Origin of the sequence: Streptomyces sp. NPDC046759, assembly GCF_040645475.1 — a bacterium.
In the GTDB taxonomy this organism is placed as follows: domain Bacteria; phylum Actinomycetota; class Actinomycetes; order Streptomycetales; family Streptomycetaceae; genus Streptomyces.
Map to the genome: position 1 here is coordinate 1 of NZ_JBEYYJ010000030.1, position 23,160 is coordinate 23,160.

Consider the following 23,160-nt stretch of genomic DNA (forward strand, 5'->3'; position numbering starts at 1 on the left):
TCTCACAAACCCACTCCCCCGAACACGTTTTTTCGGCTGCTGATTTGTTTTTTTGCGTTGTTGTCTCCCCTCCCCCGGGGGGGGGGGCGGGGCCCGCGCGCCCCCCCCCCCCCCGGCGGCACGTTTCTGCGCTGTTCTGGCGCGGCTCAGGCCTCTTCGTGCGTGGCCACCGCACGGCGTGCGTCCGCGTCCAGCACGCCCCAGCTGATCAGCTGCTCGGTGAGGACCGAGGGGGACTGGTCGTAGATGACGGCGAGTGTGCGCAGGTCGTCCTGGCGGATGGAGAGCACCTTGCCGTTGTAGTCACCGCGCTGGGACTGGATCGTCGCCGCGTAGCGCTGCAGGGGGCCCGCCTTCTCGGCCGGCACGGTGGCCAGCCGCTCCAGGTCCAGGACCAGCTTCGGCGGCGGCTCGGCGGCGCCGCCCGGCGTGGTGCCCGGCAGCAGCTCCTGCACAGGAACGCCATAGAAATCAGCCAGCTCGGCGAGCCGCTGCACGGTCACCGCACGGTCGCCACGCTCGTAGGACCCGACCACCACGGCCTTCCAGCGCCCCTGGGACTTCTCCTCGACACCGTGGAGGGAAAGGCCCTGCTGGGTGCGGATGGCCCGGAGCTTGGCCCCGAGCTGTTTGGCGTATTCGCTGGACATATAGCTCCCCGGACACTGTGTCGACGCGGTCGGACTGGGTTCCCGCCGCGCGGCTGGTAACTCACTGTGAGGTTACGCAGCGTGACTCTTCTGCGTCAAGCCGAATGGTCCACCCCGACTCTTCCGTGCTAGTGACACCTGACTGGGCCGAGGGGGTGATCGGGGTCCTCTCCACGACCTGATACGGTGGATGGCGCAAATCCGACGTCCTTTAAGGTCCGTCCCGTGAGGCGGAGAAGGAGGTCCGTTTCGTATGGACAAGCAGCAATCGCACGCGAATCCGCAGGCGTCCGATGCGCGGCCCGTTCTCGAGGGCCCCGACATCGCGCGGGTGCTGACCCGCATCGCCCACGAGATCGTCGAGCGCGCCAGGGGCGCCGACGACGTGGTGCTCCTCGGCATCCCCACCCGGGGCGTCTTCCTCGCCCAGCGGCTCGCCGTCAAGCTGGAGCAGATCACCGAGCGCAAGGTGCCGGTCGGCTCCCTCGACATCACCATGTACCGCGACGACCTGCGCATGCACCCGCCGCGTGCGCTGGCCCGCACCGAGATCCCCGGTGACGGCATCGACGGCAAGCTGGTCGTCCTCGTCGACGACGTGCTCTTCTCCGGCCGCACCATCCGCGCCGCTCTCGACGCCCTGAACGACATCGGGCGCCCCCGCGCGGTCCAGCTCGCGGTCCTGGTGGACCGCGGCCACCGCGAACTGCCCATCCGCGCCGACTACGTCGGCAAGAACCTCCCGACGTCGCTGCGGGAGACGGTCAAGGTCCAGCTCGCCGAGGAGGACGGTCGCGACACCGTGCTGCTCGGTGTGAAGCAGACCGGCCAGTAGCAAGTCGGGCGCAGGGCCGCTTCGGCGTGCCCGCACACGTGCCGGTTTGCCTCTAATCTCCCGATTTAACTGCCTTACGGAGCCTGACAGATGCAGCGTCATCTCATCTCGGCCGCCGACCTCACCCGCGACGACGCCGTCCTGATCCTCGACACCGCCGAGGAGATGGCCCGGGTCGCCGACCGGCCGATCAAGAAGCTGCCGACCCTGCGCGGCCGCACGATCGTCAACCTCTTCTTCGAGGACTCCACCCGCACCCGGATCTCCTTCGAGGCCGCCGAGAAGCGCCTCTCCGCGGACGTCATCAACTTCTCCGCCAAGGGATCCAGCGTGTCCAAGGGCGAGTCCCTGAAGGACACCGCCCAGACCCTGGAGGCCATGGGCGTCGACGCCGTCGTCATCCGGCACGGCGCCTCCGGAGCCCCGTACCGCCTCGCCAACTCCGGCTGGATCGACGCCGCCGTCATCAACGCCGGCGACGGCACCCACCAGCACCCCACCCAGGCCCTGCTGGACGCCTTCACCATGCGCCGCCGGCTGATCGGCCGGGACGCCGGCATCGGCCAGGACCTGTCCGGCAAGCGGATCACCATCGTCGGCGACGTGCTGCACAGCCGGGTCGCCCGCTCCAACGTGGACCTGCTGCACACCCTGGGCGCCGAGGTCACCCTCGTCGCCCCGCCCACCCTGGTGCCGGTCGGCGTCGAGACCTGGCCGTGCGAGGTGTCGTACGACCTGGACAGCACGCTGCCCAAGTGCGACGCCGTGATGATGCTGCGTGTCCAGCGCGAGCGGATGAACGCCGCCTTCTTCCCGACCGAGCGCGAGTACTCCCGCCGCTACGGCCTCGACGGCGACCGCATGGCCAGGCTGCCCGAGCACGCCATCGTGATGCACCCCGGCCCGATGGTCCGCGGCATGGAGATCACCGCGGAGGTCGCCGACTCCGACCGCTGCACCGCCGTCGAGCAGGTCGCCAACGGCGTCTCGATCCGCATGGCCGTCCTCTACCTGCTGCTCGGTGGCAACGAGCCCGCCGTCACCCACTCCCGTACCGAGGAGAAGTAACACCCATGAGCAAGATCCTGATCCGTGGTGCGAAGGTGCTCGGCGGCGAGCCGCAGGACGTGCTGATCGACGGCGAGACGATCGCCGAGGTGGGCACCGGACTGTCCGCCGAGGGCGCCGAGGTGGTCGAGGCCGGCGGCAAGGTGCTGCTGCCGGGCCTGGTCGACCTGCACACCCATCTGCGCGAGCCGGGCCGCGAGGACTCCGAGACGGTCCTCACCGGCACCCGCGCGGCCGCGTCCGGCGGCTACACGGCCGTGTTCGCCATGGCCAACACCTTCCCCGTCGCCGACACCGCCGGCGTGGTCGAGCAGGTCTACCGGCTCGGCCAGGAGCACGGCTACTGCGACGTCCAGCCGATCGGCGCCGTCACCGTCGGCCTGGAGGGCAGGAAGCTCGCCGAGCTGGGCGCCATGCACGAGTCGGCCGCCGGGGTCACCGTCTTCTCCGACGACGGCAAGTGCGTGGACGACGCGGTGATCATGCGCCGCGCTCTGGAGTACGTGAAGGCCTTCGGCGGGGTCGTCGCGCAGCACGCGCAGGAGCCGCGGCTGACCGAGGGCGCCCAGATGAACGAGGGCGTCGTCTCCGCCGAGCTGGGCCTGGGCGGCTGGCCGGCCGTCGCCGAGGAGTCGGTCATCGCGCGGGACGTGCTGCTCGCCGAGCACGTCGGCTCCCGCGTCCACATCTGCCACCTGTCCACCGCCGGCTCCGTGGAGATCGTGCGCTGGGCCAAGTCCCGCGGCATCCAGGTCACCGCCGAGGTCACCCCGCACCACCTGCTCCTCACCGACGAGCTGGTGCGCACGTACAACCCCGTGTACAAGGTCAACCCGCCGCTGCGCACCGAGCGCGATGTGCACGCCCTGCGCGAGGCCCTCGCGGACGGCACGATCGACATCGTCGCCACCGACCACGCCCCGCACCCCCACGAGGACAAGGACTGCGAGTGGGCCGCGGCCGCCATGGGCATGGTGGGCCTGGAGACGGCGCTGTCGGTGGTTCAGGAGACCATGGTCGACACGGGCCTGCTGGACTGGGCCGGCGTCGCCGACCGCATGTCCTCCAAGCCCGCGCAGATCGGACAGGCCACCGGCCACGGCCGTCCCGTCTCGGCTGGTGAGCCCGCCAACCTCACCCTCGTCGACACGGAATACCGTGGTCAGGTGGACCCCGCGGGCTTCGCCTCGCGCAGCCGCAACACCCCCTACGCGGGGCGTGAGCTGCCGGGCCGTGTGACGCACACGTGGCTGCGGGGCAAGGCCACGCTCGTCGACGGGAAGCTCACGTGACACCAGTAATCCTGCTGGCCGAGGCCAAGAGGTCGGCCGCGGTCACCGACTGGCCGGCCCGTATCGGCTGGCTCGTCGGACTCGCCCTGTTCATCGCGCTCGTCTACTGGCTGATGCGGGAGGGCTGGAAGTGGCGCGGCACGCTGCAGAGCGACCTGCCCGCGCCGCCCAGCGCGCCGGAGGAGACCGGCCCGGCGAGACTGAGCATGAGCGGCCGCTACCACGGCTCGACCACCGCGGGGCAGTGGCTGGACCGCATCGTGGCCCACGGCCTGGGCACCCGCAGCCGGGCCGAGCTCACCCTGACGGACGCGGGTCTGGAGGTCGAGCGCCCCGGAGCGACCGACTTCTTCGTCCCGACCGCCGCACTGCGCGGGGCCCGGCTGGACAAGGGCATCGCGGGCAAGGTCCTCACCGAGGGCGGCCTGCTGGTGGTGACCTGGGCGCTCGGCGACAAGCTGATCGACTCCGGCTTCCGCTCCGACCACGCGGCCGAGCACACCGAGTGGGCCGACACCCTGAACCAGATGATCAACGACACGGAAGGCGCACGATGACGACCTCCACCAGGGGAGCCGCGATGGTTCCCGCCGTACTCGTCCTGGAGGACGGCCGCATCTTCCGCGGCCGTGCCTACGGGGCCGTGGGGGAGACCTTCGGCGAGGCCGTGTTCTCCACCGGTATGACCGGCTACCAGGAGACCCTGACCGACCCGTCCTACGACCGCCAGATCGTGGTCGCGACGGCCCCGCAGATCGGCAACACGGGCTGGAACGACGAGGACGACGAGTCGAAGCGCATCTGGGTCTCCGGCTACGTCGTCCGCGACCCCGCGCGCGTGCCGTCCAACTGGCGGGCCAAGCGCTCCCTGGACGACGAGCTGGAGCGGCAGGGCGTGGTCGGCATCTCGGGGATCGACACCCGTGCCCTCACCCGCCACCTGCGCGAGCGCGGGTCGATGCGCGCCGGCATCTTCTCCGGTGAGGCGATCGCCGCCGAGACCGAGCTGCTGGAGCGTGTGCAGGCCCAGCCGCACATGAAGGGGGCGAGCCTCTACGAGGAGGTCGCCACCAAGGAGGCGTACGTCGTCCCGGCGATCGGCGAGAAGCGCTTCACCGTCGCCGCCATCGACCTCGGCATCAAGGGCATGACCCCGCACCGCATGGCCGAGCGCGGCATCGAGGTGCACGTCCTGCCCGCCACCGCCACGGCCGACGAGGTCTACGCGGTCGGTCCCGACGGTGTGTTCTTCTCCAACGGCCCCGGCGACCCGGCGACCGCCGACGGCCCGGTCGCGCTGATGACCGCCGTCCTGGAGCGCAGGACGCCGTTGTTCGGCATCTGCTTCGGCAACCAGATCCTCGGTCGCGCCCTCGGCTTCGGCACCTACAAGCTGAAGTACGGCCACCGCGGCATCAACCAGCCGGTCCAGGACCGGACGACCGGCAAGGTGGAGGTCACCGCGCACAACCACGGCTTCGCCGTGGACGCGCCGCTCGACAAGGTCAGCGAGACGAAGTTCGGCCGCGCCGAGGTCTCGCACGTCTGCCTGAACGACGACGTCGTGGAGGGGCTGCAGCTGCTCGACCAGCCGGCCTTCTCCGTCCAGTACCACCCCGAAGCGGCAGCCGGCCCGCACGACGCCGCGTACCTGTTCGACCGCTTCGTTTCCCTGATGGAGGGCCAGCGTGCCTAAGCGCACCGATATCCAGTCCGTCCTGGTCATCGGCTCCGGCCCGATCGTCATCGGCCAGGCCGCCGAGTTCGACTACTCCGGCACCCAGGCCTGCCGCGTACTGCGCGCCGAGGGCCTGCGGGTGATCCTCGTCAACTCCAACCCGGCGACGATCATGACCGACCCGGAGATCGCCGACGCCACGTACGTCGAGCCGATCACCCCGGACTTCGTCGAGAAGATCATCGCCAAGGAGCGCCCCGACGCCCTGCTGCCCACCCTGGGCGGCCAGACGGCCCTGAACACCGCGATCTCGCTGCACGACAACGGTGTGCTGGAGAAGTACGGCGTCGAGCTGATCGGCGCCAAGCCCGAGGCGATCCACAAGGGCGAGGACCGCGACCAGTTCAAGGACGTCGTGGAGCAGGTCCGCAGGAAGATCGGGCACGGCGAGTCCGCCCGCTCCGTGATCTGCCACTCCATGGACGACGTCCTCAAGGGCGTCGAGACCCTCGGCGGCTACCCGGTCGTCGTCCGCCCGTCCTTCACCATGGGCGGTGCCGGCTCCGGCTTCGCGCACGACGAGGAGGAGCTGCGCCGCATCGCCGGCCAGGGCCTCACGCTCTCCCCGACCACCGAGGTGCTCCTGGAGGAGTCCATCCTCGGCTGGAAGGAGTACGAGCTGGAGCTGATGCGCGACAAGCACGACAACGTCGTGGTCGTCTGCTCCATCGAGAACTTCGACCCCATGGGCGTGCACACCGGCGACTCGATCACCGTGGCGCCCGCGATGACGCTGACCGACCGCGAGTACCAGATCCTGCGGGACATCGGCATCGCCGTCATCCGCGAGGTCGGCGTCGACACCGGCGGCTGCAACATCCAGTTCGCGGTCAACCCCGAGGACGGCCGTGTGATCGTCATCGAGATGAACCCGCGGGTGTCTCGGTCCTCCGCGCTCGCCTCCAAGGCGACCGGTTTCCCGATCGCCAAGATCGCCGCCAAGCTGGCCGTCGGCTACACGCTGGACGAGATCCCGAACGACATCACGCAGGAGACCCCGGCCTCCTTCGAGCCCACGCTCGACTACGTGGTCGTCAAGGCCCCGCGGTTCGCCTTCGAGAAGTTCCCGCAGGCCGACTCCACGCTGACCACCACCATGAAGTCGGTCGGCGAGGCCATGGCCATCGGCCGCAACTTCCCCGAGGCCTTCCAGAAGGCGCTGCGCTCGCTGGAGAAGAAGGGCAGCCAGTTCACCTTCGTCGGCGAGGCGGGTGACAAGGAAGCGCTGCTGCGCGAGGCCGTACGGCCCACCGACGGCCGGATCAACACGGTCATGCAGGCCATCCGCGCGGGCGCCACGCCCGAGGAGGTCTTCGAGTACACCAAGATTGACCCGTGGTTCGTCGACCAGCTCTTCCTGATCAAGGAGATCGCGGACGAGCTGGCCGAGGCCCCCGAGCTGACCGCCGACCTCTTCGCCGAGGCCAAGCGGCACGGTTTCTCCGACCAGCAGATCGGCGAGATCCGCGGCCTGCGCGAGGACGTGGTCCGCGAGGTCCGGCACGCGCTCGGCATCCGCCCGGTCTACAAGACGGTCGACACCTGCGCCGCCGAGTTCGCCGCGAAGACGCCGTACTTCTACTCCTCCTACGACGAGGAGACCGAGGTCGCGCGGCGCGAGAAGCCCGCCGTCATCATCCTGGGCTCCGGCCCGAACCGCATCGGCCAGGGCATCGAGTTCGACTACTCCTGCGTCCACGCCTCCTTCGCGCTGAGCGACGCGGGCTACGAGACCGTGATGGTCAACTGCAACCCGGAGACCGTCTCCACCGACTACGACACCTCCGACCGGCTGTACTTCGAGCCGCTCACGCTGGAGGACGTGCTGGAGATCGTCCACGCCGAGCAGCAGGCCGGACCGGTCGCGGGTGTGATCGTGCAGCTGGGCGGCCAGACCCCGCTCGGCCTGTCGCAGGCCCTGAAGGACAACGGCGTGCCGATCGTCGGCACCTCGCCGGAGGCGATCCACGCCGCCGAGGACCGGGGCGCGTTCGGCCGCGTCCTCGCCGAGGCGGGCCTGCCCGCCCCGAAGCACGGCACGGCCACCACCTTCGAGGAGGCCAAGGCCATCGCCGACGAGATCGGCTACCCGGTCCTCGTCCGGCCGTCGTACGTCCTCGGCGGGCGCGGCATGGAGATCGTCTACGACGAGACCCGTCTCGCCGCCTACATCGCCGAGTCCACCGAGATCAGCCCCTCCCGGCCGGTCCTCGTCGACCGTTTCCTGGACGACGCCATCGAGATCGACGTCGACGCGCTCTACGACGGCGACGAGCTGTACCTCGGCGGCGTGATGGAGCACATCGAGGAGGCCGGCATCCACTCCGGCGACTCGGCGTGCGCCCTGCCCCCGATCACCCTCGGCGGCTTCGACATCAAGCGCCTGCGCGCCTCCACCGAGGCCATCGCCAAGGGCGTAGGGGTGCGCGGCCTGATCAACATCCAGTTCGCGATGGCCGGCGACATCCTCTACGTCCTGGAGGCCAACCCGCGCGCCTCCCGCACGGTCCCCTTCACCTCGAAGGCGACCGCGGTGCCGCTCGCCAAGGCCGCCGCCCGGATCTCGCTGGGCGCGACCATCGCCGAGCTGCGCGCCGAGGGCCTGCTGCCGAAGCACGGCGACGGCGGCGAGCTGCCGCTGGACGCGCCGATCTCCGTCAAGGAGGCCGTCATGCCGTGGTCGCGTTTCCGTGACATCCACGGCCGCGGAGTGGACACCATCCTCGGCCCGGAGATGCGCTCCACGGGTGAGGTCATGGGCATCGACTCCGTCTTCGGCACGGCGTACGCCAAGTCCCAGGCGGGCGCCTACGGCCCGCTGCCGACCAAGGGCCGGGCGTTCATCTCGGTCGCCAACCGCGACAAGCGCTCGATGATCTTCCCGGCGCGCGAGCTGGTCGCCCACGGCTTCGAGCTGCTCGCCACCTCCGGCACGGCCGAGGTCCTCAAGCGCAACGGCATCAACGCCACCGTCGTGCGCAAGCAGTCCGAGGGCACCGGCCCGAACGGCGAGAGGACCATCGTCCAGCTCATCCACGACGGCGAGGTCGACCTCATCGTCAACACCCCGTACGGCACCGGCGGCCGCCTCGACGGCTACGACATCCGTACGGCCGCGGTGGCCCGCTCCGTGCCGTGCCTGACCACGGTCCAGGCCCTCGCCGCCGCCGTCCAGGGCATCGACGCGCTCAACCACGGTGACGTGGGCGTCCGCTCGCTCCAGGAACACGCGGAACACCTGACCGCGGCCCGCGACTAGCAGCCCCGAGGGGGACACCGGAAACGGTGTCCCCCTCTTCATGAGGGCTCCCTGAGGCTTCACGAGGACACACCGAACATGTACAAGCTCTTCTTCCGTCTGGTTTTCAAACGGATGGACGCCGAGAAGGCCCACTACCTGGCCTTCCGCTGGATCCGGCTCGCCGTCCGCATTCCCGTGCTGCGCACGTTCGTCGCGGCCGCCCTGGCGCCCCGCTACAAGGAGCTGCGCACGGAGGCCCTCGGCCTGCGCATGCACGGCCCCTTCGGGCTCGCGGCCGGCTTCGACAAGAACGCCGTCGCGATCGACGGCATGTCGATGCTGGGCTTCGACCACGTCGAGATCGGCACGGTCACGGGCGAGCCGCAGCCCGGCAACCCCAAGAAGCGGCTGTTCCGCCTCGTCGCGGACCGCGCGCTGATCAACCGTATGGGCTTCAACAACGACGGTTCGCTGACCGTGGCGGCCCGCCTCGCCTCGCGCCGGCCGGTCTTCCGGACCGTCGTGGGCGTCAACATCGGCAAGACGAAGGTCGTCCCGGAGACGGAGGCCGTCGCCGACTACGTGAAGTCGGCCGAGCGCCTCGCGCCGTACGCGGACTACCTGGTCGTCAACGTCTCCTCGCCCAACACGCCCGGCCTGCGCAACCTCCAGGCCGTGGACCATCTGCGCCCGCTGCTGACCGCCGTCCGCGAGGCAGCCGACCGCACGGTCGCGAACCGGCGCGTCCCGCTGCTGGTGAAGATCGCGCCCGACCTCGCCGACGAGGACGTGGACGCCGTCGCCGACCTGGCCGTGGAGCTGGGCCTGGACGGCATCATCGCGACCAACACCACCATCGCGCGCGAGGGCCTCGGCCTGAGGTCCGCACCCTCGCTGGTGAAGGAGACCGGCGGGCTGTCCGGCGCCCCGCTCAAGACGCGCTCGCTGGAGGTCCTGCGCCGCCTGTACGCGCGCGTGGGCGACCGGATCACCCTGGTGGGCGTCGGCGGCATCGAGACCGCCGAGGACGCCTGGGAGCGCATCCTGGCCGGCGCCACGCTGGTCCAGGGCTACAGCGCCTTCGTCTACGAGGGCCCCTTCTGGTCCCGCGCCCTCCACAAGGGCCTCGCCGCCCGCCTGCGCACCAGTCCGTACGCCACCCTCGCCGACGCGGTCGGCGCCGACGTGAGGAGCCCCCGGTGACCCGCATGAGCCTGTTCGAGCCCTTCGGCGCCCGGCTGCGCCGCGCCATGGACGAGCGCGGCCCGCTGTGCGTCGGGATCGACCCGCACGCCTCCCTGCTCGCCGAGTGGGGCCTGAACGACGACGTGACCGGTCTGGAACGGTTCAGCCGCACGGTCGTGGAGGCGGTGGCCGACCGGGTCGCCGTGATGAAGCCGCAGAGCGCCTTCTTCGAGCGCTTCGGCTCCCGCGGGGTCGCGGTGCTGGAGAAGGTCGTCCAGGAGGCGCGCGCCGCGGGCACCCTCGTGGTGATGGACGCCAAGCGCGGCGACATCGGCTCGACCATGGCCGGGTACGCCGAGGCCTACCTGCACAAGGACGCCCCGCTGTTCTCCGACGCCCTGACCGTCTCGCCGTACCTGGGCTACGGCTCGCTCAGCCCGGCGGTCGCGCTGGCCCGGGAGAGCGGTGCCGGCCTGTTCGTGCTGGCGCTGACCTCCAACCCGGAGGGTCCCGAGGTGCAGCACGCGGTCCGTGCCGACGGCCGCACCGTGGCGGCGACCATGCTCGCCCACCTGGCCGCCGAGAACGCGGGGGAGGAGCCGCTGGGCTCCTTCGGCGCCGTCGTCGGTGCCACGGTCGGCGACCTGTCGTCGTACGACCTCGCCATCAACGGCCCGCTCCTCGCGCCCGGCGTCGGCGCGCAGGGCGCGACGCCGGGCGACCTTCCGGGGGTCTTCGGGGCGGCGCTGCGCAACGTGGTGCCGAACGTCAGCCGGGGCGTGCTGCGGCAGGGTCCCGACGTCGGGGCGCTGCGCGCGGCGGCCGAGGCCTTCGCGGAGGGGATCCAGGCCGCCGTGGCCGGCGCCTGAGACCTCCGGTGGGTGCGCGCACGGGCGGCCTGGCGGCGACTTGAGTGTGAATACATCCTCAAATCGGGGGCAGAATGTCTGAAATGTCCGGGCTGGCGGAGGCTGACCAGGACTTTTCCGCTGTTCTCGCTGACTCTGGCGGACTTGACCGCTAGTCTCCGAGCTGTGGGGACACCCCCACGCTCATCAGGTAGTGGGGGAGAGCGGGCGAAGCGTGTTGCTCGTAGCTCCCCAGGTGTGGGGCGACTAGGTTCCTCACCGGTCCGTATCCGACAGTTCGACATCCGAGGTGACGTAGGCGTGGCTCTTCCGCCCCTTACCCCCGAACAGCGCGCAGCCGCGCTCGAAAAGGCCGCCGCGGCTCGCCGGGAGCGGGCCGAGGTCAAGAATCGACTCAAGCACTCCGGCGCCTCCCTGCACGAGGTCATCAAGCAGGGTCAGGAAAACGACGTCATCGGCAAGATGAAGGTCTCCGCACTGCTCGAGTCGCTGCCGGGCGTGGGCAAGGTCCGCGCCAAGCAGATCATGGAGCGTCTGGGCATCTCCGAGAGCCGCCGCGTGCGCGGCCTCGGTTCCAACCAGATCGCTTCCCTGGAGCGTGAGTTCGGCAGCACCGGCTCCTGAGCCCGGCGCCGGCCGGACCAGGAGTCCCGGGCACTCCGGGATTGCTGGAATAATCGCTGCATGAGTGAACGTCCGCGGCTGACCGTGCTCTCCGGCCCCTCGGGGGTCGGCAAGAGCACGGTCGTCGCCCATATGCGCAAGGAACACCCCGAGGTCTGGCTCTCCGTCTCGGCGACCACCCGCAGGCCGCGCCCCGGTGAGCAGCACGGAGTCCACTACTTCTTCGTCACCGACGAGGAGATGGACAAGCTGATCGCCAACGGTGAGCTGCTGGAGTGGGCCGAGTTCGCCGGCAACCGCTACGGCACGCCCCGCGCGGCCGTGCTGGAGCGCCTGGAGAAGGGCGAGCCCGTCCTGCTGGAGATCGACCTCCAGGGCGCCCGGCAGGTCCGGGAGTCCATGTCCGACGCCCAGCTGGTGTTCCTGGCTCCGCCCTCCTGGGAGGAGCTGGTGCGCAGGCTGACCGGCCGGGGCACCGAGCCGCCCGAGGTCATCGAGCGCCGCCTGGCGGCGGCCAGGACCGAGCTCGCGGCCGAGCCGGAGTTCGATACGACCTTGGTCAACACCTCCGTCGAGGACGTGGCGCGCGAGCTGCTAGCCTTGATGGACGTTGTGTGATCGTGACTCTGCTCACGATGATCAGTTCTTTTCCATCCATCGGAAGGTAGAGCGTGTCCTCTTCCATCACCGCGCCCGAGGGCATCATCAACCCGCCGATCGACGAGTTGCTCGAGGCCACCGACTCGAAGTACAGCCTCGTGATCTACGCGGCCAAGCGGGCCCGCCAGATCAACGCGTACTACTCGCAGCTCGGCGAGGGCCTGCTCGAGTACGTGGGTCCGCTCGTCGACACCCACGTCCACGAGAAGCCGCTGTCGATCGCCCTGCGTGAGATCAACGCGGGCCTGCTGACCTCCGAGGCCATCGAGGGCCCGGCGCAGTAGTACTTTCAGATCGCGGTTGACTTATCCACAGGCCCGGCAGCGCGACTGCCGGGCCTGTGGTGTCTCATGGGTGTGCCAGGTTTTCGAGTCCGGGGAGAGACGGTGGACAAGCCGAGGGTCGTTCTGGGGGTCAGCGGTGGCATCGCCGCCTACAAGGCCTGTGAGCTGCTGAGAAGGTTCACCGAGTCGGGCCACGACGTCCGCGTGGTGCCCACCGCCTCCGCGCTGCACTTCGTCGGCGCCGCCACCTGGTCCGCCCTGTCCGGCAACCCCGTCTCGGCCGAGGTCTGGGACGACGTCCACGAGGTCCCGCACGTCCGCATCGGCCAGCACGCCGACCTGGTCGTCGTCGCGCCCGCCACCGCCGACATGCTCGCCAAGGCCGCCCACGGCCTCGCCGACGACCTGCTGACCAACACCCTCCTGACCGCCCGCTGCCCGGTGGTGTTCGCGCCCGCCATGCACACCGAGATGTGGGAGCACCCGGCCACGCAGGAGAACGTGGCCACGCTGCGCCGCCGCGGCGCCGTCGTGATCGAGCCGGCGGTCGGCCGCCTCACCGGCGTCGACACCGGCAAGGGTCGGCTGCCCGACCCGGGGGAGATCTTCGAGGTCTGCCGCCGGGTGCTGGCCCGGGCCGTCACCGAGCCCGACCTCGCGGGACGGCACGTCGTCGTCTCCGCCGGCGGCACCCGAGAGCCCCTCGACCCGGTCCGCTTCCTCGGCAACCGCTCCTCCGGCAAGCAGGGCTACGCCCTCGCCCGCACCGCCGCCGCCCGCGGCGCCCGGGTCACGCTGGTCGCGGCCAACACCGGACTGCCCGACCCGGCGGGCGTGGACGTCGTACCGGTGGGCACGGCCGTCCAGCTGCGCGAGGCCGTCCTGAAGGCGGCGGCGGACGCCGACGCGGTCGTCATGGCCGCCGCCGTCGCCGACTTCCGGCCGGCGGCCTATGCCACCGGCAAGATCAAGAAGAAGGACGACAAGGAGCCCGACCCGATCGTCCTGGTGCGCAATCCGGACATCCTCGCGGAGGTCTCGGCCGAGCGTGCCCGCCCCGGTCAGGTCGTCGTCGGATTCGCCGCCGAGACCGACGACGTCCTCGCCAACGGCCGCGCCAAGCTCGCCCGCAAGGGCTGTGACCTGCTCGTGGTCAACGAGGTGGGGGAGCGCAAGACGTTCGGTTCCGAGGAGAACGAGGCCGTGGTGCTCGGCGCCGACGGCAGCGAGACCCCCGTACCGCACGGTCCCAAGGAAGCCCTCGCCGACATCGTCTGGGACCTGGTCGCACGGCGGCTGGGCTGACTCCGGCACGCGGCCGGGCGCCCTCGACAGCAGGTTCACGCCACGTTCAATTCCGGTGTGGCGGCCCTGGTCAACGCCACCCGGCATTGTGCAGAATGCCCGTGCCGCAGGTCACAGCGCTCCCGAGAGGCGAGACGGGTGGCCCACAGGCCGAGTGCGACCGATAAACTGTTCACGGTCGACGCCGGGCGCAGCCCCGCGCGTCGCCGCAAATGATCAGCCAGCAGCCGCTGCAACCACAGGGAGCGTTGTGTCCCGTCGCCTGTTCACCTCGGAGTCCGTGACCGAGGGCCACCCCGACAAGATCGCTGACCAGATCAGCGACACCATTCTCGACGCGCTTCTGCGCGAGGACCCGACCTCCCGGGTCGCCGTCGAGACGCTGATCACCACCGGCCTGGTGCACGTGGCAGGCGAGGTGACGACCAAGGCCTACGCGGACATCGCGACCTTGGTCCGCAACAAGATCCTCGAGATCGGTTACGACTCCTCCAAGAAGGGCTTCGACGGCGCCTCCTGCGGCGTGTCGGTGTCCATCGGCGCGCAGTCCCCGGACATCGCCCAGGGTGTCGACACGGCGTACGAGTCCCGGGTCGAGGGCGACGAGGACGAGCTGGACAAGCAGGGCGCCGGTGACCAGGGCCTGATGTTCGGCTACGCCTCCGACGAGACGCCGACCCTGATGCCGCTGCCGATCTTCCTGGCGCACCGCCTGTCGAAGCGCCTGTCCGAGGTCCGCAAGAACGGCACGATCCCCTACCTGCGCCCAGACGGCAAGACGCAGGTCACCATCGAGTACGACGGCGACAAGGCCGTCCGCCTCGACACGGTGGTCGTGTCCTCCCAGCACGCCTCCGACATCGACCTGGAGTCGCTGCTGGCGCCCGACATCCGCGAGTTCGTCGTGGAGCCGGAGCTGAGGGCGCTCCTGGACGAGGGCATCAAGCTGGACACCGACGGCTACCGCCTGCTGGTCAACCCGACCGGCCGCTTCGAGATCGGCGGCCCGATGGGCGACGCCGGCCTGACCGGCCGCAAGATCATCATCGACACCTACGGCGGCATGGCCCGTCACGGCGGCGGCGCCTTCTCCGGCAAGGACCCGTCCAAGGTGGACCGCTCGGCCGCGTACGCGATGCGCTGGGTCGCCAAGAACGTCGTGGCGGCGGGCCTGGCCTCCCGCTGCGAGGTCCAGGTCGCCTACGCGATCGGCAAGGCCGAGCCGGTGGGCCTGTTCGTCGAGACCTTCGGCACCAACAAGGTCGAGACGGAGAAGATCGAGAAGGCCATCGACCAGGTCTTCGACCTGCGCCCGGCCGCGATCATCCGCGACCTCGACCTGCTCCGCCCGATCTACGGCCAGACCGCGGCGTACGGCCACTTCGGCCGCGAGCTGCCCGACTTCACCTGGGAGCGCACCGACCGCGTCGACGCGCTGCGCGCGGCGGCGGGCCTGTAGGCCCGGCCACTCCTCCCACGAGGCCCGGCCTCCCTCCGGGGGCCGGGCCTCGGCGCATTCCCGGTGGATCATCGGGCGAGCCGGACCCGGCGCCCGCTCGACCGCCCTCCCCGGTGCCGAAACGACCGGCGGCCGTGGCCCGGCGGTTCCTGGGCTGAGATCACCGACGCCGCCCGGTGCGAAGGAAGCGGGTACTTCCGGGTTGTCCCCTCGCAGTTCGAACCCTGCTGCCGCCCCCATGGTGGGCCGGCATGGCGGAGTGGCCCAAGGCAGAGGCGCCGTATGGCATCCCGCTGCCGAGACGGATCTCGGGCGGACGCCGGTTGTCGGTGCCGTTTGGTAAGAATGCAAGCGTGAGCAGCGAGAACGGGGCGCCCCGAGCAGAAGGGGACGGCGGGTCCGAAGGGGCGCCGCCGGAGCAGCTCGCGCTCATCCGGGAGAGCGTGCGCCAGGCCAAGGCGCCCCGCGCCAAGCCGCGGACGTGGCGGGGGGCGGCGCTCGCCAAGGAGCTGCCCGTCGCCCGGGTGCTCGTCGACAAGGGCGTGCTGCACCTCGACCGGTACTTCGACTACGCGGTGCCCGAGGAGCTCGACGAGCAGGCGCAGCCCGGCGTCCGGGTCCGGGTGCGCTTCGGCGCCGGCCGGCACCGGGTGCGTGAGGGACGCCGTGAGGGCGGCGGGCTCATCGACGGGTTCCTGATCGAGCGGCGCGCCGAGTCCGACTACAGCGGACCCCTGGCGGCGCTGGCCCAGGTCGTGTCGCCGGAACCCGTGCTCGGCGAGGAGCTGCTGGGCCTGGCACGGGCCGTCGCCGACCGGTACGCGGGCAGCCTCGCCGACGTGCTCCAGCTGGCCGTGCCGCCGCGCAGCGCGCGGGCCGAGCAGCGGCCGTCCCCCGCGCCTCTGCCGCCGCCCAGAGCGCCGGAGACGGCCTCCTGGGGCCGTTATGAGCACGGGGAGGCGTTCATCGGTGCGCTGGCCTCGGGAGGCTCGCCCAGGGCCGTGTGGAACGCGCTGCCGGGCCCGCTGTGGAGCGAGGAACTGGCCCGCGCCGTCGCCGCGACGCTCGCCTCGGGACGCGGCGCCCTCGTCGTCGTACCGGACGGGCGGGCCGCCGCCCGGGTCGACGCCGCGCTCACCGCGCTGCTCGGCTCGGGCCGGCACGCGCTGCTCACCGCGGACGCCGGGCCCGAGAAGCGGTACGCGCAGTGGCTCGCGGTGCGGCGCGGGTCCGTACGGGCCGTGGTCGGGACGCGGGCGGCCATGTTCGCCCCCGTGCAGGACCTCGGACTCGTCGCCATCTGGGACGACGGCGACGACAGCCACAGTGAGCAGCACGCCCCGCAGCCGCACGCACGCGACGTCCTGCTGCTGCGCGCCGCGCTGGACGGATGCGCCTTCCTGCTCGGCGGCTTCGCCTGCACCGTCGAGGCCGCCCAGCTCGTGGAGAGCGGCTGGGCCCGGCCCCTGGTGGCGGGCCGGGACCAGGGGCGCCGGGCCGCCCCCCTGGTGCGGACCGTGGGCGACGAGGACCTCGCGCGCGACGAGGCCGCCCGCGCCGCCCGGCTGCCCACCCTCGCCTGGCAGGCGGCCCGCGAGGGGCTGCGGCACGGACCGGTGCTGGTACAGGTGCCCCGGCGCGGATACACGCCCCGCATGGCCTGCGCCCAGTGCCGGGCACCCGCCCGGTGCCGGCACTGCTCGGGGCCGCTCGAAGGGCAGGACGCGGGAGTTCTGCGATGCGGCTGGTGCGGGAGCGAGGAGAGCGCGTGGCACTGCCCGGAGTGCGGCGGCTTCCGATTGCGGGCCCAGGTCGTGGGGGCGCGGCGGACCGCCGAGGAGCTGGGGCGCGCCTTTCCCGCCGTCCCGGTGCGCACCTCGGGGCGGGAACATGTGCTGGACACGGTGCCGGGCACACCCGCGCTGGTGGTGAGCACACCGGGGGCCGAACCGGTCGCCGAGGGCGGCTACGCGGCGGCCCTCCTGCTGGACGGCTGGGCCATGCTCGGACGCCCCGACCTGCGGGCCGGCGAGGACGCGCTGCGCCGCTGGATGTCGGCCGGAGCGCTGGTACGGCCGCAGAGCGAGGGGGGCACCGTGGTCGTCGTGGCCGAGCCGACCCTGCGGCCCGTGCAGGCGCTGGTGCGGTGGGACCCCGTCGGGCACGCCGTACGTGAGCTGGCCGAGCGGGCCGAGCTCGGCTTCCCTCCGGTGTCCCGGATGGCCGCCGTGTCCGGGACACCCGAGGCCGTCGCCGAGTTCCTGGCCGCGGTCGAACTGCCGCCGGACGCCGAGGTGCTGGGGCCGGTGCCGGTCCCTGCGACACCGCCCGGCCGGCCCCGCAGACCCGGAGGGCCGCCGCCTGGCGAACACTGGGACCGCGCGCTGGTCCGGGTACCGCCCGGCACCGGCTCCGCGCTGGCGGCCGCCCTCAAAACGGCCCAGGCCGCCCGCATGGCCCGGGGGAGCGGCGAGCCGGTGCGGGTGCGGATCGATCCGCCGGACATCGGGTGAGGGGCGGTCCGGTGTCCATCGGGTGCGGGCCGTCGGCGCGCCGGGCGCAGACGACGGGCGTTGCGCGGCACAGCGGATGACGAAGTGGGCGGGCGGTGGGTCTCCTGGCGCTGGGCGGGTGCGTGTTATGCCCTCCCGGAAGCCGTCCGGGAGGGCATGCAGGGCGTCAGCCGTTGCGCGGGCTGGGGAAGGCCGTGGGGCGGGCGTCCTCGCGGAGGGCCTGGCTGCCCGCGGTCGGCTGCGTGGGCATCGAACGCGCGGCGGGGACCGTCGCAACCGTGGGAAGGCCGGTGTTCGGGCTGAGCGTGCGGGTGCCGGACGGCTCCGAGGAGCGCTCCGCCTCGGCGGCCGCCTGGGCCGCGGCGCGGCGGGCGCCGTAACGGCGGTGCACCGCCTGCTTGGTGACGCCGAGCGCCGAGCCCACCGCGTCCCACGAGAAGCCGAGCGAGCGGTCGAAGTCCACGGCGGCCGTGACCAGGGTTTCGACGCTGTCCCGCAGTTCCTGGGCGAGGCGCACCGTCGGGGCGGGGGCACGTCCGTAGACGACGAAGCCCGTGGACGGGCCGGAGCGGCGCGGACGGTAGACGTTGCCCAGCTGGGCGGTGAGCGTGCGCAGCGCGTCCACCTGCCGGCGGACCCGCTCGATGTCCCGCACCAGCAGGTGCAGGCTGGCCCGGGCCTGGGCGTCGTGGGTTGCGTGGTCGGCCATGAACAAGCCTCTCGAACCGGCGTTGAAAGGAATTGGGCCGCGAAAGCGGCCCTTTGCGGTCAACTCTTTCTTGACCAACGCGTGTGCGCTCCGCTGGTCACGGGCTGGGGGCGTACGGGCATATGCCTACGCCGGTCCTCCGCACGCGCGCCCTCGGCGGCCGGGCATCCGTGGGCATGACCCGTTCGCCGCCGTGGTCATAGACTGGTGCGCTGCCCGTCCAACCCCCGCCCGAGAGGCCCGATCCCGCCCATGAAGCTCGTCTTCGCCGGTACCCCCGAGGTCGCCGTTCCCGCTCTGGACGCTCTGATCGCCTCCGGACGGCACGAGGTGGCCGCCGTCGTCACGCGACCCGACGCGCCGGCCGGGCGCGGGCGCAGGCTGGTCGCGTCCCCCGTGGCCGAGCGGGCGGAGGAGGCCGGGATCGAGGTGCTCAAGCCCCTCAAGCCGCGGGACCCGGAGTTCCTGGAGCGGCTCAAGGAGATCGCGCCGGACTGCTGCCCGGTGGTCGCCTACGGCGCCCTGCTGCCCAAGGCCGCCCTCGACATCCCGGCCCACGGCTGGGTCAACCTGCACTTCTCGCTGCTGCCCGCCTGGCGCGGGGCGGCGCCGGTGCAGCACGCCATCATGGCCGGGGACGAGATCACCGGCGCCACCACCTTCCTGATCGAGGAGGGGCTGGACTCCGGGCCCGTCTACGGCACCGTGACCGAGGAGATCCGGCCCACCGACACCAGCGGCGACCTGCTCACCCGGCTCGCCTTCGCCGGCGCCGGGCTGCTCGCCGCGACCATGGACGGCGTCGAGGACGGCACCCTGAAGGCCGTACCGCAGCCGGCCGACGGCATCACGATCGCACCGAAGATCACCGTGGAGGACGCCGAGGTCGACTGGTCCGCACCCGCGCTGCGCGTGGACCGGGTCGTGCGCGGCTGCACTCCGGCGCCCGGCGCCTGGACCACCTTCCGCGGTGAACGGCTCAAGCTCGTCCAGGTCACGCCCGTCCCCGGGCGCACCGAGCTCGCGCCCGGCCGGATGGCGGTCGGCAAGAACAGCGTGCACGTGGGCACCGGGTCGTACGCCGTGGAACTCCTCTGGGTGCAGGCGCAGGGCAAGAAGCCGATGCGGGCGGCCGACTGGGCCCGCGGCGTGCGCATCGCCGAGAGCGAGACACTCGGCGGCTGAGGCCCCGGTCACCTGGGGTGACGGCCCGTCGACGTACGCTGGGAACCGCATCCCCTTCCTCATCTCCGGAGCACCTTTTTCGTGAGCGAGCAGTCCCGGCGGCCCCGCAAGCCCGCCAAGCCCTACCGTCGTCCGCAGAAGGACCCCGTCCGCATCCTGGCCTTCGAGGCGCTGCGCGCGGTCGACGAGCGGGACGCGTACGCCAACCTCGTGCTGCCGCCGCTGTTGCGCAAGGCCCGCGAGAAGGGCGACTTCGACGCGCGTGATGCCGCCCTCGCCACCGAGCTGGTGTACGGCACGCTCCGCCGGCAGGGGACGTACGACGCGGTGCTCGCCGCCTGCGTCGACCGGCCGTTGCGCGAGGTCGACCCGCCGGTGCTCGACGTGCTGAGCCTCGGTGCGCACCAGCTGCTCGGGACCCGGATCCCGACGCACGCCGCGGTGTCCTCCGCCGTGGAGCTGGCGCGGGTGGTGCTCGGCGACGGGCGCGCCAAGTTCGTCAACGCCGTGCTGCGGAAGGTGGCCCAGGACGATCTCGACGGGTGGCTGGCCAAGGTCGCGCCGCCCTACGACGAGGATCCCGAGGACCACCTCGCCGTCGTGCACTCGCATCCCCGCTGGGTCGTCTCCGCGCTGTGGGACTCCCTCGGCGGCGGCCGCGCCGGCATCGAGGACCTGCTCGAGGCCGACAACGAACGGCCCGAGGTGACCCTCGTGGCACGGCCGGGCCGGGCCACCGCCGAGGAGCTGCTGAGCGAGGAGGCCGCCGTGTCGGGGCGCTGGTCGCCGTACGCCGTGCGGCTCGCCGAAGGCGGTGAACCCGGCGCGGTGCAGGCGGTGCGCGAGGGGCGGGCCGGGGTACAGGACGAGGGCAGCCAGCTGGTCGCGCTGGCGCTCGCCGCCGTGCCCCTCGAAGGGCCCGACACCAAGTGGCTGGACGGGTGCGCCGGTCCGGGCGGCAAGGCCGCGCTGCTGGCTGCGCTCGCCGCCGAGCGCGGCGCCACGCTGCTCGCCTCCGAGAAGCAGCCGCACCGGGCGGGGCTGGTCGCCAAGGCACTGGCCGGCAACCCGGGTCCGTACCAGGTCGTCGCCGCAGACGGCACCCGGCCGCCGTGGCGGCCCGGCACCTTCGACCGGGTGCTGATGGACGTGCCGTGCACCGGCCTGGGCGCGCTGCGCCGGCGCCCCGAGGCCCGCTGGCGGCGGCGCCCCGAGGACCTGGACAACTTCGCGCCCCTCCAGCGCTCCCTGCTGCGCACCGCGCTGGACTCGGTGCGCGCCGGCGGGGTCGTGGGCTACGCCACCTGCTCCCCGCACCTGGCCGAGACCCGCGCGGTCGTCGCCGACGTCCTCAAGCAGTACCCGGAGGCGGAACTGATCGACGCCCGCCCGCTGCTCCCGGGCGTCCCGGCGCTCGGCGATGGCCCGGACGTCCAGCTCTGGCCCCACCTCCACGGGACGGACGCGATGTACCTCGCCCTGATCCGCAGAACCGCCTGAACCGCTGGGGGCGGCGCCCCGAAAGGAGCGCGGGGAACTGCGCGACCAGCCCCCACCGGCCCGTGGGTGAACCGCAACCGCCAGGGCCGCCGTTACAGCTGAGCGCAGCGGCATGGCAGGCTTGGGGCATGGCCGTGCAGATCAACCCCAGCATCCTGTCCGCCGACTTCGCCCGCCTCGCGGAGGAGGCCAAGGCGGTCCGAGGCGCCGACTGGCTCCACGTCGACGTCATGGACAACCACTTCGTACCGAACCTCACGCTCGGCGTGCCGGTCGTGGAGTCCCTGGCCCGTGCGACGGACACCCCGCTGGACTGCCATCTGATGATCGAGGACCCCGACCGCTGGGCTCCCCAGTACGTCGAGGCGGGCGCGTCCTCCGTCACCTTTCACGTGGAGGCTGCGGCCGCCCCCGTGCGGCTGGCCCGGGAGATCCGCGCCAAGGGCGCCCGCGCCTCCATGGCGCTCAAGCCGGCGACGCCGATCGAGCCGTTCGAGGACCTGCTCCCGGAGCTCGACATGCTGCTGGTCATGACGGTCGAGCCCGGCTTCGGCGGACAGGCGTTCCTCGACATCATGCTGCCGAAGATCCGCCGCACCCGTGAGCTGATCGGCAAGCACGGCCTCCAGCTGTGGCTGCAGGTGGACGGCGGGGTCTCGGCCTCGACGATCGAACGGTGCGCCGAGGCGGGAGCGGACGTGTTCGTCGCCGGCTCGGCCGTGTACGGGGCCAAGGACCCGGACGAAGCGGTGCGAGCACTGCGTGCTCAGGCCGAGGCGGCCACCGCCGCGGCGTCCTGGGCATGCGACCACTGAGCCACGGCTACGTGAACGGTTTAGTGAACGGCCCCCATCAGGGCGGATCCCCAGCGCCGAATCTGCAAGGATGAACGGCGAATCCAGAGTGTGAACAGCAGTGAGGAGATCGCCGTGTCGGGTATGTCGGCGGGCCGGTCAGCCATGCGGATGGGACCCGCTGAGCTGGTGCAGGCGGCGGCCATGGCCCGCCGCTTCTACCTCGAGGGCAAGTCCAAGATCCAGATCGCGGAGGAGTTCGGCGTCAGCCGCTTCAAGGTGGCCCGGGTCCTGGAGACGGCTCTCGAACGGGATCTCGTGCGCATCGAGATCCGCGTCCCCGCCGAGCTGGACGCCGAGCGCTCCGACGCGCTCCGTGCCCGCTACGGCCTGAGGCACGCTGTCGTGGTCGAGTCCCCGGCCGAGGCCGAGGAGACCCCCGACCCCGAGAACCTGGGCGAGGTCGCCGCCGATCTGCTCGGCGAGCTCGTCAACGAGGGGGACGTGCTCGGGCTGGCCTGGGGCCGCTCCACGATCCACATGGCGGCGGCGCTCGACCGGCTGCCGCCGTGCACGGTGGTGCAGCTGACGGGCGTGTACGACGCCGGGACCTCCGAGCGCGGCTCGGTCGAGGCCGTGCGCCGCGCCGCCCAGGTGTCGGGCGGCGACGCCCACCCCATCTACGCGCCGATGCTGCTGCAGGACGCGGCCACCGCGGCCGCGCTGCGCAACCAGACCGGGATCGCCCGGGCCTTCGAGTACTTCGACAAGGTCACGGTCGCCTGTGTCTCCATCGGCTCCTGGGAGCCGGGCATCTCGACCGTGCACGACATGCTCAGCGACGAGGAACGGGCGCACTACGCCTCCCTCGGCGTCGCCGCCGAGATGGCCGCGCACCTCTTCGACTCCGAGGGCCGCCGGATCGGGCGGGACCTGGGGGAGCGGTGCATCACGGTCAAGGCCGACCAGCTGCGCCGTATCCCGGAGGTCGTGGCCATCGCCGGCGGGCAGCGCAAGGCAACCGCGATCGACGCGGTGCTGCGGTCCGGGCTGGTCACCAGCCTGGTCACGGACACCTCGGCCGCGGACTACCTGATGACGGCCGGTCCGGCCCCGAAGCCGGCCCTGAGCCGGGCCGACCCCGACGGGCAGTGACGGCAGCCGGAACAGGTCGCGGGCAGAGCCGGGGCCGTGGGCGCACACGGGCGTCCGTCGCGTCCGTCGCGTCGCGCGCTCGTGTCGTGTCGTG

20 protein-coding genes are annotated in these 23,160 nt (G+C 71.9%); 18 read left to right on the plus strand and 2 right to left on the minus strand.

Features of this window, described 5'->3' with window-relative positions; all coding sequences use genetic code 11:
* Positions 1-146: 146 nt before the first annotated feature.
* The gene (bldD, locus tag ABZ919_RS32330; RefSeq protein ID WP_014671524.1) at positions 147-650 is read right to left on the minus strand and encodes a transcriptional regulator BldD; all 504 of its coding nucleotides are present in this window, start codon (positions 648-650) and stop codon (positions 147-149) included.
* A gap of 253 nt (positions 651-903) precedes the next feature.
* Between bldD and pyrR the strand changes: the two genes are divergently transcribed.
* The 14 genes from pyrR (at position 904) to ABZ919_RS32400 (ending at position 17,723) form a co-directional block, all read left to right on the plus strand.
* A complete protein-coding gene (pyrR, locus tag ABZ919_RS32335; protein WP_361254710.1) occupies positions 904-1,485 on the plus strand; it encodes a bifunctional pyr operon transcriptional regulator/uracil phosphoribosyltransferase PyrR in 582 nt (193 codons plus the stop codon).
* Between the two features lie 90 nt (positions 1,486-1,575).
* The gene (locus ABZ919_RS32340) at positions 1,576-2,553 is read left to right on the plus strand and encodes an aspartate carbamoyltransferase catalytic subunit (RefSeq protein ID WP_361254712.1); all 978 of its coding nucleotides are present in this window, start codon (positions 1,576-1,578) and stop codon (positions 2,551-2,553) included.
* A gap of 5 nt (positions 2,554-2,558) precedes the next feature.
* Positions 2,559-3,845 (plus strand): dihydroorotase, encoded by a 1,287-nt coding sequence (locus tag ABZ919_RS32345; protein WP_361254715.1) that lies wholly within the window; start codon positions 2,559-2,561, stop codon positions 3,843-3,845.
* A complete protein-coding gene (locus ABZ919_RS32350) occupies positions 3,842-4,402 on the plus strand; it encodes a hypothetical protein (RefSeq protein WP_361254718.1) in 561 nt (186 codons plus the stop codon). The genes ABZ919_RS32345 and ABZ919_RS32350 overlap by 4 nt, the downstream gene beginning before the upstream one ends.
* On the plus strand, positions 4,399-5,541 hold the full coding sequence (gene carA / locus ABZ919_RS32355; RefSeq protein WP_361254721.1) for a glutamine-hydrolyzing carbamoyl-phosphate synthase small subunit: 1,143 nt from the start codon (positions 4,399-4,401) through the stop codon (positions 5,539-5,541). Before ABZ919_RS32350 ends, carA begins: the two co-directional genes overlap by 4 nt.
* Positions 5,534-8,842, plus strand: a complete 3,309-nt coding sequence (gene carB, locus ABZ919_RS32360) for a carbamoyl-phosphate synthase large subunit (protein ID WP_361254724.1) — start codon at positions 5,534-5,536, stop codon at positions 8,840-8,842. The genes carA and carB overlap by 8 nt, the downstream gene beginning before the upstream one ends.
* A gap of 78 nt (positions 8,843-8,920) precedes the next feature.
* Positions 8,921-10,027, plus strand: a complete 1,107-nt coding sequence (locus ABZ919_RS32365; protein WP_361254726.1) for a quinone-dependent dihydroorotate dehydrogenase — start codon at positions 8,921-8,923, stop codon at positions 10,025-10,027.
* Positions 10,028-10,032: 5 nt separating this feature from the next.
* Positions 10,033-10,878, plus strand: coding sequence for an orotidine-5'-phosphate decarboxylase (gene pyrF / locus ABZ919_RS32370; protein WP_361254982.1), 846 nt, complete (start codon positions 10,033-10,035; stop codon positions 10,876-10,878).
* 300 nt (positions 10,879-11,178) lie between these two features.
* Positions 11,179-11,502, plus strand: coding sequence for an integration host factor (locus tag ABZ919_RS32375; protein WP_003977346.1), 324 nt, complete (start codon positions 11,179-11,181; stop codon positions 11,500-11,502).
* 60 nt (positions 11,503-11,562) lie between these two features.
* Complete coding sequence (gene gmk, locus ABZ919_RS32380) at positions 11,563-12,120, plus strand: guanylate kinase (RefSeq protein WP_361254729.1); 558 nt, start codon at positions 11,563-11,565, stop codon at positions 12,118-12,120.
* Positions 12,121-12,173: 53 nt separating this feature from the next.
* A complete protein-coding gene (rpoZ, locus tag ABZ919_RS32385) occupies positions 12,174-12,446 on the plus strand; it encodes a DNA-directed RNA polymerase subunit omega (protein ID WP_005319902.1) in 273 nt (90 codons plus the stop codon).
* Between the two features lie 102 nt (positions 12,447-12,548).
* On the plus strand, positions 12,549-13,751 hold the full coding sequence (gene coaBC / locus ABZ919_RS32390; RefSeq protein WP_361254732.1) for a bifunctional phosphopantothenoylcysteine decarboxylase/phosphopantothenate--cysteine ligase CoaBC: 1,203 nt from the start codon (positions 12,549-12,551) through the stop codon (positions 13,749-13,751).
* A gap of 250 nt (positions 13,752-14,001) precedes the next feature.
* Positions 14,002-15,210 (plus strand): methionine adenosyltransferase, encoded by a 1,209-nt coding sequence (gene metK, locus ABZ919_RS32395; protein WP_361254734.1) that lies wholly within the window; start codon positions 14,002-14,004, stop codon positions 15,208-15,210.
* 353 nt (positions 15,211-15,563) lie between these two features.
* Positions 15,564-17,723 (plus strand): primosomal protein N', encoded by a 2,160-nt coding sequence (locus ABZ919_RS32400; protein WP_361254737.1) that lies wholly within the window; start codon positions 15,564-15,566, stop codon positions 17,721-17,723.
* A gap of 166 nt (positions 17,724-17,889) precedes the next feature.
* Here the strand turns inward: ABZ919_RS32400 and ABZ919_RS32405 are convergent, their stop codons facing one another.
* The gene (locus tag ABZ919_RS32405) at positions 17,890-18,432 is read right to left on the minus strand and encodes a hypothetical protein (RefSeq protein WP_361254740.1); all 543 of its coding nucleotides are present in this window, start codon (positions 18,430-18,432) and stop codon (positions 17,890-17,892) included.
* Positions 18,433-18,684: 252 nt separating this feature from the next.
* Here ABZ919_RS32405 and fmt point away from each other — a divergent pair, with 252 nt between their 5' ends.
* The 4 genes from fmt to ABZ919_RS32425 all read left to right on the plus strand — a co-directional run bounded on the left by fmt (position 18,685) and on the right by ABZ919_RS32425 (position 23,066).
* Positions 18,685-19,617, plus strand: coding sequence for a methionyl-tRNA formyltransferase (gene fmt / locus ABZ919_RS32410; RefSeq protein WP_361254743.1), 933 nt, complete (start codon positions 18,685-18,687; stop codon positions 19,615-19,617).
* Positions 19,618-19,698: 81 nt separating this feature from the next.
* Positions 19,699-21,117, plus strand: coding sequence for a transcription antitermination factor NusB (locus tag ABZ919_RS32415; protein ID WP_361254746.1), 1,419 nt, complete (start codon positions 19,699-19,701; stop codon positions 21,115-21,117).
* A 128-nt stretch (positions 21,118-21,245) separates the two neighbouring features.
* On the plus strand, positions 21,246-21,932 hold the full coding sequence (gene rpe, locus ABZ919_RS32420) for a ribulose-phosphate 3-epimerase (RefSeq protein ID WP_361254749.1): 687 nt from the start codon (positions 21,246-21,248) through the stop codon (positions 21,930-21,932).
* 90 nt (positions 21,933-22,022) lie between these two features.
* Complete coding sequence (locus tag ABZ919_RS32425; protein ID WP_361254752.1) at positions 22,023-23,066, plus strand: sugar-binding domain-containing protein; 1,044 nt, start codon at positions 22,023-22,025, stop codon at positions 23,064-23,066.
* Positions 23,067-23,160 lie beyond the last annotated feature (94 nt).

Coding starts and splice junctions, on each gene's coding strand:
- bldD (WP_014671524.1), bottom strand. CDS start 650: ATGTCCAGCGAATACGCCAAACAGCTCGGGGCCAAGCTCCGGGCCATC.
- ABZ919_RS32365 (WP_361254726.1), top strand. CDS start 8,921: ATGTACAAGCTCTTCTTCCGTCTGGTTTTCAAACGGATGGACGCCGAG.
- pyrR (WP_361254710.1), top strand. CDS start 904: ATGGACAAGCAGCAATCGCACGCGAATCCGCAGGCGTCCGATGCGCGG.
- gmk (WP_361254729.1), top strand. CDS start 11,563: ATGAGTGAACGTCCGCGGCTGACCGTGCTCTCCGGCCCCTCGGGGGTC.
- rpe (WP_361254749.1), top strand. CDS start 21,246: ATGGCCGTGCAGATCAACCCCAGCATCCTGTCCGCCGACTTCGCCCGC.
- ABZ919_RS32340 (WP_361254712.1), top strand. CDS start 1,576: ATGCAGCGTCATCTCATCTCGGCCGCCGACCTCACCCGCGACGACGCC.
- ABZ919_RS32405 (WP_361254740.1), bottom strand. CDS start 18,432: ATGGCCGACCACGCAACCCACGACGCCCAGGCCCGGGCCAGCCTGCAC.
- pyrF (WP_361254982.1), top strand. CDS start 10,033: ATGAGCCTGTTCGAGCCCTTCGGCGCCCGGCTGCGCCGCGCCATGGAC.
- ABZ919_RS32345 (WP_361254715.1), top strand. CDS start 2,559: ATGAGCAAGATCCTGATCCGTGGTGCGAAGGTGCTCGGCGGCGAGCCG.
- fmt (WP_361254743.1), top strand. CDS start 18,685: ATGAAGCTCGTCTTCGCCGGTACCCCCGAGGTCGCCGTTCCCGCTCTG.
- carA (WP_361254721.1), top strand. CDS start 4,399: ATGACGACCTCCACCAGGGGAGCCGCGATGGTTCCCGCCGTACTCGTC.